Source organism: Treponema socranskii subsp. socranskii VPI DR56BR1116 = ATCC 35536 (genome assembly GCF_000468115.1).
Taxonomy (GTDB): Bacteria; Spirochaetota; Spirochaetia; order Treponematales; family Treponemataceae; genus Treponema_D; species Treponema_D socranskii.
Map to the genome: position 1 here is coordinate 47261 of NZ_AVQI01000050.1, position 13459 is coordinate 60719.

Sequence of the window (13459 nt, forward strand, 5' to 3'; positions counted from 1 at the left end):
AAAAGGTCGGAATATTATTAAAGCTCACAAAGGATAACCCCGCCGCCATACGCTTGAGCGGCAGAATTTCGATTCGCTTTAGCGAGTTTGTAGAATCGCATCGGGCTGTCGAAAAAGTAACCGACTTTCGAGACAGCCTTGATTTCGATTAGCGATTGACCGTAAAGGTATTGATTTCGTCGGAAAGCTTTTGTATGTTTTCTCGGTTCGCCGCCGTTGCGGTATCGACGCTCTGTACGGAGTGGATGATCGACTGCGCTCCGTTTGACATCTCGCTCATCGCGCCGTTGATCTCTTCCGTTAAGCCGGCAAGGGAGGTCATCTCTTCGGCGATCTGTCTGCCGCCGTTCGTCAGCTCTGCAGAGCCCTTTGCAACAAGCTCGATCGTCGATTTGATTTCGCTCATCGCTTCAAGCACTTGAGAACTGCCGGCAGACTGTTCCTGCATCGCGGACATAACGGTACGGTTTTGTTCCGTAACGTCGTCGGCAAGCGAAAAGATCGTATCGAATTGATTTTTTACCTGCATCGTACCGTTCGACACTTGCTGAATCGACCCCTGCAGTTCCTGCAGCTGTTCGCTGATCGTCTTACCTTGCTCGTTCGACTGTTCGGCAAGCTTTCTGATTTCATCGGAAACGACCGAAAAGCCTTTGCCCGCTTCTCCCGCGTGTGCCGCTTCGATCGCGGCATTCATCGCGAGCAGGTTCGTCTGATCGGCTATGCTCTGAATGATGTTGCTCGCTTCAAGCAAACCTTCGGAACGTTCGAGAATGTCGTGCGCTCGATCGACCGCCTGTTCTATTGCAGCCCGCCCGTTATCCGATGCGTTACTGAGCTTTTGGGCGGCGGCTCCGCTCGCTTTCAGCGTATTCGTCACCGAACGAATATTTGCGACCATTTCTTCAACCGCCGTCGAAGACGAATCGATGCTTACTTTTTCGCGATCGATGTTTTTGTCGAGATCGTTAATGTATTCGACCATGCTCTTGACGGTCGCCTGCGCTTCTTCGACGCCCGCCGCCTGATTGACGATTCTGCTTTTGACCGATTCGATATTCGCAACGATCTGCGTAATACTCGAAGACGTTTCGCTCACACCGTCGGCAAGATTTCCCGCCGAGTCGGTAGAAACCGCAACCGCACTTATAATGGCGCGAAGCAGGCGGCGCATGATATTGTAAAATTGATTTAAATCCGTCATAAGGACGCCAAAATCGTCACGGCTCGTTACGACGAGACTTTTTTGCGTATAATCGTTTTTGGAAAGATACGCCGAAAATTTCGTTATCGCTACAATACGCTTTTGCATATTGCTTATAAAAAGATACGAATCGAAAATAGCGGCGGCGCTTCCTATGATAAGCACGGGCAAAACGCGCGTTAAAAACAACGGAAGCGCGTCCATCGTTGCGTTCGCCGTACAAAACATCGGCGCGAGTACATAGAAGAGGACGCCTAAAAAACTGAAACCGGTGATATCCGCGTTTCGCATAAACACCGAAAGCGTTATATATTCGCTTTTCATCGGAAGATTGTGAATATGTTTTTCAAAATGTTCAAGGAACGGAATATACGAAATCAGTGCGAACAGCCATACACTGCCTTGCGCCGCCAACAGAAATACAAGCACTTGATACTCGATACCGTGCAAACGGCATGCTATAAGCATAAACGTAAACAAAGCAAAACCGTTGATATTCGCGCCGATTATGGAGAGATCTTCAAAATGTTTTGCGCGACGATTTGTGATCTGCACCGACGCTTGCGAACCGTCGTATTTGCAAATGGTACTTTCATAATACACATAGACACAGATCGGTATAACGGCGTTGAAGACGACTAAGCCTACCAAACAGATAGGTGTAAAGATTATGCGCAGAAGATCCGCCATAGAAAGCGCATGGATAAAGACGAGAAAAGGACCGAACGCAAGCGTCGGTAAAATATACGCCCCCATAAACAGCGCTTTCATAGAAAACGGAAATTTTTCGATCAATTTGATGGAATTTGTATCGCTCATGCAAAACCTCTCAATCGTACAGCTTTATTTACAGCTCATTAATTTACCAATTATAATACATAATTATATAATTTTCAATTGATTTATCGGAGTATTTTTTACCGGCGTCCCCTGCCCACCGTTTCGCCCGCCCCTTTACGAAAGCAAAAGGCGATCGTTCGCTTCTCCGCCTGCGGCATCGAAACGTTTTAACAAATCTTCGACGCGCAGGTTTTTCTTTTCATCGCCCCACACGTCGTAAATGATACGCCCTTCGCTCATCATGATGAGGCGGTTGCCGCAACGTATCGCGTCTTTCATATTGTGAGTCACCATAAAGGTCGTCAGTCTTTCGTCGGCGACAAAGGTTTCCGTCAAATCGAGCACTTTTTTTGCGGTTTTCGGATCGAGGGCGGCCGTGTGTTCGTCGAGCAAAAGCAGTTTCGGCTTTTGCAGCGTCGCCATGAGCAGCGTAAGCGCTTGACGCTGTCCGCCGGAAAGAAGACCGACTTTGCTCGTCATGCGTTTTTCAAGTCCCAAGCCGAGCAGTTCAAGCTTTTCGCGGTAGAGCGTGCGTTCGGCAGGCTGCACGCCCCACGAAAGCGTTCTCCGTTTGCCTCTCCTCATCGCAAGCGCGAGGTTTTCTTCGATCTGCATATTCGCCGCCGTCCCCATCATCGGATCCTGAAACACACGGCCTAAGTATTTCGCGCGCGCATATTCGGGCATACCGGTCAAATCCATGCCGTCGAGAAAAAGAGAACCCGTGTCGGTAAAGTGAATGCCCGCGATAAGGTTGAGCAGCGTCGATTTCCCCGCGCCGTTACCGCCGATAACCGTGATAAAATCCCCGTCGTCGATTTCGAGGTTGATATTTTTGAGTGCGATCTTTTCGGTGATCGTTCCGGGATTAAATGTTTTCGATACGTTGAATAATTTTAACATCGCTTATTTCCCTGCCGTGTCGGTTACGTCCGTATCGCGCGGAACTTCCGCATCCGAAGCATTCGTACCGGGAATGGCCGAACGGCGGCGGTGCGCGACGCTTCCTTTGACGACGGGAACGGAAAGAGAAGATGCGACGATGATCGCCGTAAACAATTTCAAATCGGTCGATTTCAATCCGAGCTGCAGCACGATCGCGATGACAATTCGATAAATGATCGAACCGAAGACGACCGAAAGCAGCGTATACCAAAACGCAAAGCGCTTTCCGAATACGACTTCCCCGATGATGATCGACGCAAGACCTATAACGATGACGCCCGTTCCCATACCGACGTCCGCGTATCCCTGACTCTGCGCGACAAGCCCGCCCGACAGCGCAACGAAACCGTTTGCGAGCATGAGACCGAGCATTTTCATCGTGTCCGTGTTGACGCCGAGCGCTCTCACCATCCGCTCGTTGTTTCCCGTCGCGCGCATAGCGCTGCCGATTTCCGTTCCGAAAAACCAATACATGAGAACGACGATACACGCGACAAAAACGGCACCGACGGCAAGCGAAGCGTTCGCTGCGGTAAAACCGCACTTATCGGTAAAAAAAGTCAACACCGTATTGACGCCGAGCAGCGGCGTGTTCGCCTTTCCCATAATGCGGATATTGACGGAATACAAAGCAATCATCGTGAGAATGCTTGCGAGCAGCACGTGTATTTTTATTTTCGTGTGCAAAAGACCGGTCGCAAGGCCTGCAAGCATACCCGCCGCAAAAGCCGCCAAAAGCGAAAGAAGCGGATGTACGCCGTGCGCGATGAGCACACCGGAAACCGCTCCTCCAGTCGCAAAACTTCCGTCGACGGTGAGATCGGCTATGTCGAGAATTCGAAACGTAATGTATACGCCGAGCGTCATCACGCTCCATAAAATACCCACGGCGAGAGCGCCGTGCACTGCAAACAACAATCCCATCTTTGCTTAAACTCCGCCGGCGGCTGCCCTGCCGATTATCGATCGTATCCGAAAAGCGAATTTCTCAAACACACCCGTTATTTCAAATCGTCGGGAATAGTCATGCCGATCTTCGCAGCCGTATCGCGGTTGATACCGAGCGTACAGTGTTCGAGATATTGAATCGGCATATCCTCAGGCTTTTTCCCGTTTTTAATAATATCGAGTGCCATAGAAGCCGTCTGTTTTCCGAGCGCATAATAATCGATGCCGTAAGTCGCAAGCGCACCCCGCTCTACCATGCCTTCTTCCCCGACGATCGTCGGGATCCTGTTTTCGTTCGCAACCTGCGCAACCGTCACGATACTCGATGAAACCATATTGTCCGTCGGCACGTAGATCGCGTCCACTTTACCGACGAGGCTCTGCGTCACCTGCTGCACTTCGTTCGTGCTCGATACCGTCGCGTCGATATATGCAAGTCCGAGTTTATCGCACTGCGCTTTTGCAAGACCGATTTGAAAGACGCTGTTCTGTTCGCTCGAACAATACAGCATGCCGACGGTTTTCGCGTTCGGCACGAGACGCGTTAATAAATCGATCTGCGCGGCGCACGGCGTCAAGTCGGACGTACCCGAAACATTTGTACCCGGCGCATCGTTCGATTTGACAAGTTTCGCGCTTTCGGGATCGGTGACGGCGGTGACGAGAATCGGAATGTCTTTTGTAAGATTCGCGACGGCCTGCGCCGCAGGCGTTGCAATCGCAAGGATCAAATCGCTTCTGTCGTTTACGAGCTTTTGTGCGATCGTAACGCAGTTCGCCTGTTCGCCCTGCGCGTTTTCGTAATCGATTGAAATATTCGTTCCGTCGGTATAACCCGCTTCGGAAAGAGCGTCAACGAATCCTTTATATGCGTCATCGAGCGCCGGATGTTCGACAAGCTGTACGATGCCGATTTTAATCGTCTTCGACTTATTCGTTCCCTTGCAGCCGGCCAAAACACACAGCACTGCAAACACGCCGATCAATCGTTTCATAATCGCCCCCTGCGGAAACACGCAGTCGATGTGCGGCGCTCCGCTTTTCTTTAATAATTATCGTAGAAAACCGTTTCTCATCGGTTCAATTCCATCCGTTTCGCGTATCACCGAATTTAAACGATATAAAATCGTACCCGCGTGCCGGCATTTAGTCAATACGGAAAAAGAAATAACACAGGATAGCTTGAGCAGTGTAAGAAAAAAAAATGATACTGCCCGCCGAGTCACATATAGCGGAAAAGAAAAGCCGGAACAGGTTGTATTCGGTATACACACTTGCGGGCAGGATTTCTCAACTGTTCCGGCTCGTTATTTTTACAAGTCGGATTTTGTAATGATGGAAACTCCCGTATCAACGTATGCCGGGCTTACTTTTTCTCCTGCTAATACTTTAACAGCGCTTTTTACCCCCTCGTATCCCATCTTATACGGATTTTGCGCCATAATGCACAAAAGAGCTCCGCTCTTTACTAACGACTTATTCATATCCGACGCATCCGAACCGCAGCCTATAACGTTTTTATCCTTCGCTTCTTTTACGGCATTTCCGACACCGACGGTTGATCCTTCGTTTGCACCGTACACGGCGACGCAGCCTTCAGTAATAAAGTTTGCCGCCATATCCTTTGCAACGGAAGCGTCACCCTGGCAATATTGCGTTTCGAGCAAGGTAAAGTTTGAGCCTTTAAATGCATCGCGGAATCCGAATTCCCGTTGATTGCAAGATTCCGTAGCCGCGTTTACGCCGATAATACCGATCTTGCCCTTTGTAATGTTTTTTGATTTCAATTCTTTGATGAGCATTTGTCCCACTTGCAATCCTCCCGCACGATTATCGGTCGCAAGTAACTGTTCCCCGGGAAAATCGGCGGCAGAGTCCACATACACTATCTTAACGCCGGCAGCCGTCGCTTCCTTTAACGCAGACGTAACCGCATCGGGACCGTTCGCAGCAAGAAGAATACAATTAGCACCTTCGGAAAGAGCATTATTAATGCATTCGATTTGCTTTGCGTCGTCCTTAGTATCGGGGGCAAGCCATTTGTATTGAACGGTACCCGCTTCCTTTGCAGCGTCCTGAGCACCCTTGTTGACTTGCACCCAATGCTGATCCATCTGATCCATCGTTATCAGGAAGATTTTTTTCTTTCCCGAATCTTGGGAACCGTTAGCAAACATTGTTGCACAGGTTACCAATAAAGTAACAGCGACTACTACGAGTTTTTTCATAAGATACTCCTTTTGCGTTTCCGCTTTTTTTACTGTCCGTATGACACAAACAGTTCGTTTATTTTTTCGTCCTTTTTGCGCCGGAACGATTGCGCACTACAATATCAAGTAAAACGGAGATAACAACAATACAGCCGATCACGATATTTCGAATCGCAACCGGAGCTCCTGCAAATTGCAATCCGTTTTGCAAAACAGCCCAGATGGAAGCTCCGATAACGGTTCCCATCAATATTCCCTGCCCGCCGAGCGTTGAAACGCCGCCGATCACGGAAGCGGCTACGGCATACATTTCATACATGGATCCCGCATCCATCGCCCCCATACCGGCTGAAGCACATTGAACCAATCCGACGATACACGCGCAAAAGGCGGATACTAAAAAAGCTTTCGTAACCGTACTTAACAAATTAACACCGCTCAGTTTCGCCGCTTCGGGATTGCTCCCTACCGCATAGATATAGCGGCCTGTTTTCGTTTTACTCAAAATAAAATTAAAACAAATCCATATAACGACGGCAATCCAAATCGTATTGAATAAACCCAATATTTTTCCGTAATAGAAAAAATCTCGGAAATTTTGCGCACCTTCGCCGATGCTGTTTGTGTTATAGTTATTGTTAACTATTTGCGCTATACCGCGCGCTACAGTCATCGTCCCGAGCGTCGCAATAAAAGGCGGTATTTTAAATTTTTCGACGAGGTATCCGTTTATGATGCCTATAGTCATACAACATACAAACGTTATTAAAACCGCTATCCATGGATTCATCCCCTTCGTCATAAGCGTCGCGCTTATCATAGTGGACATTCCCACAACAGAGCCTATCGAAAGATCTATATTGCCGGTAATTAAAACGTATGATTGCCCGATACCTATAATTAAAATAGGGGCTATCTGCCGCAAAAGATTACTGATATTTCGGCCGGAAAAGAAATTGGGATTTATAATACCGAACACTATACACAAAAAAACCAGACCCGCAGTAACGGTCAATACCTGTCCTGTTCCTCGAGACATGTTTAATTTATTCTTTACAGTAAAATTCATATCGCTCTCCTCATACAGCGAGTTTATTTTTAAAATTCGTTGCCAAAGTCAGAATTTTTTCTTGCGTTATATTCGTACCGGACAGTTCTCCCGTTATTCTTCCTTCACACATAACCAATATACGATCTGCAAAACCGATGATTTCAGGCATTTCAGAAGAAATAAATACGATACCGATACCGTTTTTCTTCAATTCGTTCATCAAATTATAGATTTCGACTTTTGCCGCAACATCGATACCGCGCGTCGGTTCGTCAAATACAACAACGCGGAAAGGCCTTCCCATCCATTTTGCGACAACAACTTTTTGTTGATTTCCCCCTGAAAGCGTTTTTGCCGCAACTTCGGGAGTTGCCACTTTTATATGCAGATTATTGATACAATCGGCTACCATCGCGCTTTCTTTTTTCTTATTAACTTTTTCAATCCTATTGCTCAGCAGATCCAAATTCGGTAAAGCGATATTTTCGCGCACCGGCAGTTTTGTACAAAGCCCGTACTTCTTCCTGTCTTCCGGCACAAGAACAATACCGCGCTTGATCGCATCCATCGGTTTTCGTATATTTATCTCTTGTCCGTCAAGGTATATTTTTCATCCCGTAGGAGGATCCATTCCGAACAGCGTTCGAGCCATTTCGGTTCTACCGGCACCCATGAGCCCCGCAATACCGACGATCTCTCCTTCTTTTACATCGAATGAGACTTCATGCAGCATAGTATTGGAGCATAAATTTTCTACGCGTAAAATCGTGTTTCCGACGGGAGCATTAATCCTGGGATATTTTTCCTTTATTGTCCGTCCGACCATATTCGTAATGATCGTTTCTATATCGAAATCGGCAAACGGGCCGGCCGTTATAAGTTTACCGTCGCGCATTATCGTTATGTCATCGGTAATATATTTTAATTCTTCGAGTCGATGCGAAATATATGCAATCGCACATCCTTCTTTTTTAAGTTGATTGATGATAGCAAACAGTTCTTTTATCTCTCTGTCGGTCAACGCGCTCGTCGGTTCGTCCATGATGAGTACTTTTGCGTTGAGCGACAGCGCTTTGGCAATTTCAACCATTTGCTGTTTTGATATCGGCAATTCACCGACCAACGTATTTACATCGATATCGCAGCCGAGCTTTGTCAAAATAGTCTTCGCCGCTTTGTTCATGGCGGCATTATCGATAATAAATTTTCTTTTAAATGTTTCTCTTCCTAAAAAAATATTTTCCGCTACCGTCAGATGATGACATAAATTAAGCTCCTGATGAATGATTGCAATTCCTTTTTCCTTAGCCGAATTCGGAGTCAGATCCTTAACCTGTTCTCCGAACAACGTTATAGTGCCGCTGTCATACTTATGAATACCGCCCAGGACTTTCATGAGTGTTGATTTTCCCGCTCCGTTTTCACCGAGCAGCGCCATAACCCTGCCTTTTTTTAAATACAGCGATACATTATCCAAAGCTTTTACACCGGGAAAAGTTTTACAGATGTTTTCCATTTTTACGATATAGTCGCTCATTGTTACCTCATCTTTGCATACAATAATCCAAACGCGTAATGCATTCTGCAAGCGCACGCCCGGTATGATAGATACCTTTCCATGAATTTCCGAGATTTGAAATCAACGGAGCACCGGAACGGCTCAACAATTGTCTGCTTTCTCCGAATTTCTTATTCAAAAAATAGTTATCGATAAATTCCCATGTTTCCGCAAATGCTCTGAAGTATTTTTCATCTCCGAATAAAACGTAGCCGTTAAGAAATCCCGTCATCGATTCAAAGTTTTGCCACCACTCTTTATCGAATATCAATACTTTTTTATCTGCGATGCCGTCTCGATACACGCCGCCGAATTCATTGTCGTACCCGTGATTGAGCGTATGGTCGAGAAGCTTTCGAATAAGTTCATTGTCGTCAGGAGTTCGTTCATGAAGCGTCCGCAGTGCAAAATCAGAAAGCCAGCTCAACTCCACGTTATGTCCGTAACTGGTCGTATCCGTCGGTGCTTCAAGCTTTTCGCCCGTTTCCCGTTCCGCATTCCACGTGCGCTGTATATTGATCGCCGGCAATTTATTAAATTCGAAATCGAATTGATTGTATCCGTATCCTTTTTCCGTATTGACCATATAGCGGACAATCAAGTCGTACACTTCCCGCAATTTTCGCCCATGAATGTATTCTTTTGAAGCCGCATACAGTATCGTATACGTTTCAAGCAAGTGCATGTGAATATCAAGAGATTTTCGATCTCCGGCATAATTACCGACAGGAGAAAGCTTCCAATCCCGTTCAATATTTTCATAATAACCGCCGCGGAAGGTATCTACCGCATATTTTTGCAGGCAGTTAAAGCCCTTTACAGCATAATCGAGCGCTTTTCGGTCTTTGCTCATCATATAATACTCTGCCAATGCATAGATGGCAAAACCCTGCCCGTACGTCAGTTTTGCAGGATCTTTTATCGTGGCGTCACGGTGCAACAACCAATAAAAGCCGCCGAATCCCGGATCCCAAAAACGTTCGATTAAAAATCGTACGCCTTGCGCAGCCGCTTCTTTCATACTCGCTTTATCTTCTTCACGGGCAAAAGGAATAAGATGTGAAAACCCCCATACCATACGGCTTTGCGTTACGATATTTTTCTCAAGGTCTCCGAACAATTCTCCGTTTTCATCGAAACTGGTCAGATAACCGCCGTACTGCGTATCTACAGATCGTTCGAGCCAAAACGGGATGAGCTTATCCCGCAAAAACTCGGATAAATCTTTTTTATACTCCGCTGCACTTTTCATTTTCTTCTCCCAATAAGTTTTTATTTGACAATCGTATAATTGAATCGGTTCAATTATACGACTAAAATTATCTTACATTTCCGCAATAGACTTTCGAAGTACAACTTGCGGCTTAAGATATACCGGTTTCATAACTGTTTGTTCCCCGTTTATAAGTCTAAACAATGTTTCAACGGTAATCTTACTCATTTTGTCTAAAGGCTGATGTACTGTCGATAACGGCGTTTCCTGCAAACCCGAAATGGAGATATCATCGTATCCCGCAACCGATACGTCTTGCGGTACCCGTACTCCGCACGCATGCAAACTGCTGATGATCCCCATCGCCATTACATCGTTGATAGCGAGAATGGCATCGATCTTTCGAGAAAAATATACGGTACGAATGGCGTCATACCCGCCTTGAAAACTCATAGACAAAGTGGTGATGACTTGATCGTTTGAAAACGGTATGTTTCGATCCTTATATGCTTGAACAAATCCCTTGATCCGTTCCGCAAAAGGAACGACATTCGGATTTCCCGAAATAAGTATGATAGAGCGATGTCCCGAATCCAATAGCTGCAACGTCAAATCATACGATCCTTTACAAAGATCCGTCATTACGCAATTTGCAGGGATTCCTTTATAGGAACTCGAAATGAATACAAAAGGAAATTTATTTTTAACCAATTCATGTATATGATTCAAATCGGGACAGGCCTCTATAACCGGTACGATGATGAGCCCGTCAATCCCCCGATCGATGAATTGCCTAATCAATTTCGCTTCCTGCCTGCTCGATTCGTTTGTTAAACCGAACATCAATGCCTTTCCGCGCTGTTCTATTTCATTTTGTAAATGTCCCGCCATTTCTCCAAAAAAAGAATTCAGCAGATCGGGAACTAAAAAACCGATTGTATTTGAAGACGAAAGGCTGAACGAGCGGGCATAGGGATTGCGGTGATAATTAAGTTTCGCTACGGTTTTGAGTACCGATTGTTTCGTTTGCGTTGAAATGCGCGGGGAGTCATTTATTGCCATCGAAGCCGTTCCTACCGACACACCTGCCGCCGCTGCGACATCCTTTATGGTTATTTTCGCCATCTTTTGCCTTTTTCTTACCGGCATTGAACCGGTTCAATGCTTATAGTATACGTCCACTTTTTTACGCTGTCAATCTTTTTTTTATTATTTGATCGAATATGAATCTTAAAAATATTCAATTAAATCGCTAACCTTTATTCCGCAAAGTCCCGAACGGCTTTTATACAGTATCGGGTCGGAAGAGTCATAAAAGCCGACTGCAATTCCTTATGAGGACACAAAGCGCGGCATACTTCACACGGCATGGAGGCCGTGTCGCATCTTGGCAAAACGGCTGCGTATTTTTGCGAAGCAAAAATACGGTAGTGAGCGGTGCACGGATGTACCGCGAACGGCCACTGCTCGGAATCTTATAGGAAGTCGGGAGGCGAAAAACGGCTTTGCCGTTTTTCGCTCATAGGAGACGCTCGGCAATTCCTGCGCAGGGAACTTCGCGCTTCGCGCTCGTTGCAAGTCCCGCACTGCTCGGAATCTTATAGGAAGTCGGGAGGCGAAAAACGGCTTTGCCGTTTTTCGCTCATAGGAGACGCTCAGCGATTGCTCCGCACTGCTCGCAATCGCTGAGCTCTTGCTTTTTTTATACTTCTCATTGTACACTGGAGGCGTTATGAAGAAAATTACGGCTGTTATGGTGACTTCGGCGGTGTGCGGTGCGCTTTTATTTGCCGCCTGCCGCACGGTAAAAGATATCCCTGAAGATTTGACTTCGACGCAGCTCATCCAGCTGGGGCAAAACGCATACGGAAGCGCGCAGTACAAAAATGCGGAAATCTACTACAAGACGGTGATCGCGCGTTACGGCATCGATTCGTCGGTCTATGTGGAAGCGCGCTATGAACTCGGTCATCTTTATCTGAAGCAGAAAAAATACACAGCGGCGTACGCGTCATTTAAAGAAATCCTCGATATGTACGCATCGACGACGCCGGGTGTGCTGCCGGGCGCGTACAATAAATTGGCCGAAATCGGCATGCAGCGGATTCCGAAAAACAAATTGCCGGAAACAAAATCGAGCGAAGTGCAGACGGATGCCGGAACAAAAGGGAAAAGCGCGAATACGGCAAACGAAGCGGCAGCCATACGGGAAACGCAGGGTACGGATCTACAAAAATCGCAGACCGTCGATGCGCAAGGATCACAGGCTGCCGAATCTTCGGCTGAAGCAAAAGAAGGAACGCAGTCGGCGGAATAAAAAATACCGGCCGCCATACCTCAGGGCGGATCGGTATTTTCCCCATTCGAAGTTTAAACGAAACATTGACGAACGACGTTTCGTTTGTTAAAATTCATAGTATTATTAATAAAGGACGATCGATACGGAAATGACTACTTCTCCCATCGATATCAAACACATCTACGATACCGACAACATCGCGCGCAGCAAGGATGACAAAGGCATCGTCATCCTCACGGAAAAGCAAAAAAAACTCATCGACGATCTGCTCGTATACATGAGCGAAGCGGATGCCGAGCGCGTATTGATAATCAAAGACCGGATGAAAGACCTCGAACACCTCGCGCGCGCAATCGCACTGTTTCCGTCGCTGCTTGAACAGCACGATTTGCCGGGCGGCATGCGTACGCCGAAAACGCTCGTGGAAATGCTCATCGACAATCGGGAAGCCGGAGATCGTACGCTGCTTTTGCCGTCGAAAGCGAGCCTCGGCAAAGGCTTTCTCGTTGCAAAAATGCACACATTTTCTTCGCTTTCAAAACAGAGCACGCGGATCAAAGCGCCCGCGTCTCTTTCAGAAGAGCTCATGACCGAAGCGGTTACGATGATGTTTTCGCTGTTAGCCGAAGACGTATATTTGAATTTGATCGCAGACAAAACGTTGTCGCGCGAAATCCGCCGTCAATGGGGCTATTCGCTGCTCATGCTGTGGGAATACCGCACGGATGACCGAATCCAAGTTATCGCGCCCATCCTCAACGAAGTGTGGACGGCGCGCAGAAAACTCGCTCCCGCTTTCGGCACAATGATGGGCACGAGCGAACTCCTGCTCATTTCGATGCAGATGGACGGCCAGTGGCTCGGTTTTATTAAAAATAAATTAAGCGATCCCGGCGTCTCTCAAGCGATGGAAGAATTTCTGTTCGGCATTTCGTACGAGCAGATTTCGCAGCTGCGCACGATTTTGCGCACAAAAGGCATTGCGGCTATCGGGCGCGACGAAGTGGCGGATTATCTCGGTACGCATATTAAAACGGATGCGGGGCTCGATTACCGCGATTTTTATTCATTGTATACGATCCGCAGGGACGATGCGCGCGAACGGGCGCGGATGAAGCTGCAGGGGCCGCACAAAACGCTCGAAGATTACTTTATCCAATTTGTCACCGAGCAAAACGTATAAATCGAATA

At 47.0% G+C, this 13459-nt stretch carries 12 protein-coding genes; 2 read left to right on the top strand and 10 right to left on the bottom strand.

Annotation, left to right across the window (positions count from 1 at the left end; genetic code table 11):
• Positions 1-148: 148 nt before the first annotated feature.
• From HMPREF0860_RS06475 to HMPREF0860_RS06515, 10 genes are all read right to left on the bottom strand, one after another.
• Positions 149-2023 (bottom strand): methyl-accepting chemotaxis protein, encoded by a 1875-nt coding sequence (locus HMPREF0860_RS06475; RefSeq protein WP_021329473.1) that lies wholly within the window; start codon positions 2021-2023, stop codon positions 149-151.
• Between the two features lie 135 nt (positions 2024-2158).
• The gene (locus HMPREF0860_RS06480; protein ID WP_021329525.1) at positions 2159-2947 is read right to left on the bottom strand and encodes an ABC transporter ATP-binding protein; all 789 of its coding nucleotides are present in this window, start codon (positions 2945-2947) and stop codon (positions 2159-2161) included.
• A 3-nt stretch (positions 2948-2950) separates the two neighbouring features.
• On the bottom strand, positions 2951-3913 hold the full coding sequence (locus tag HMPREF0860_RS06485; protein ID WP_021329537.1) for an ABC transporter permease: 963 nt from the start codon (positions 3911-3913) through the stop codon (positions 2951-2953).
• A gap of 77 nt (positions 3914-3990) precedes the next feature.
• Positions 3991-4932 carry an ABC transporter substrate-binding protein gene (locus HMPREF0860_RS06490; protein WP_021329435.1) on the bottom strand — a complete coding sequence of 314 codons (942 nt, stop codon included), beginning with the start codon at positions 4930-4932 and terminating at the stop codon, positions 3991-3993.
• 318 nt (positions 4933-5250) lie between these two features.
• The gene (locus HMPREF0860_RS06495) at positions 5251-6165 is read right to left on the bottom strand and encodes an ABC transporter substrate-binding protein (RefSeq protein WP_021495614.1); all 915 of its coding nucleotides are present in this window, start codon (positions 6163-6165) and stop codon (positions 5251-5253) included.
• A 58-nt stretch (positions 6166-6223) separates the two neighbouring features.
• Positions 6224-7216, bottom strand: coding sequence for an ABC transporter permease (locus HMPREF0860_RS06500; protein ID WP_021329423.1), 993 nt, complete (start codon positions 7214-7216; stop codon positions 6224-6226).
• A gap of 10 nt (positions 7217-7226) precedes the next feature.
• On the bottom strand, positions 7227-7805 hold the full coding sequence (locus HMPREF0860_RS14255) for an ATP-binding cassette domain-containing protein (protein ID WP_342341901.1): 579 nt from the start codon (positions 7803-7805) through the stop codon (positions 7227-7229).
• A 3-nt stretch (positions 7806-7808) separates the two neighbouring features.
• On the bottom strand, positions 7809-8735 hold the full coding sequence (locus tag HMPREF0860_RS14260) for a sugar ABC transporter ATP-binding protein (RefSeq protein ID WP_021495608.1): 927 nt from the start codon (positions 8733-8735) through the stop codon (positions 7809-7811).
• A 7-nt stretch (positions 8736-8742) separates the two neighbouring features.
• Positions 8743-10008, bottom strand: coding sequence for an AGE family epimerase/isomerase (locus tag HMPREF0860_RS06510; protein ID WP_021329519.1), 1266 nt, complete (start codon positions 10006-10008; stop codon positions 8743-8745).
• A gap of 72 nt (positions 10009-10080) precedes the next feature.
• Positions 10081-11118: a LacI family DNA-binding transcriptional regulator gene (locus HMPREF0860_RS06515; protein ID WP_021329416.1), complete on the bottom strand. Its 1038-nt coding sequence runs from the start codon at positions 11116-11118 to the stop codon at positions 10081-10083.
• 583 nt (positions 11119-11701) lie between these two features.
• Between HMPREF0860_RS06515 and HMPREF0860_RS06520 the strand changes: the two genes are divergently transcribed.
• Entirely contained in the window at positions 11702-12286 is a 585-nt protein-coding gene (locus HMPREF0860_RS06520) for an outer membrane protein assembly factor BamD (protein WP_021329446.1), read from the top strand.
• Between the two features lie 130 nt (positions 12287-12416).
• A complete protein-coding gene (locus tag HMPREF0860_RS06525) occupies positions 12417-13451 on the top strand; it encodes a hypothetical protein (protein ID WP_021329495.1) in 1035 nt (344 codons plus the stop codon).
• The last annotated feature ends 8 nt before the right edge of the window (positions 13452-13459 follow it).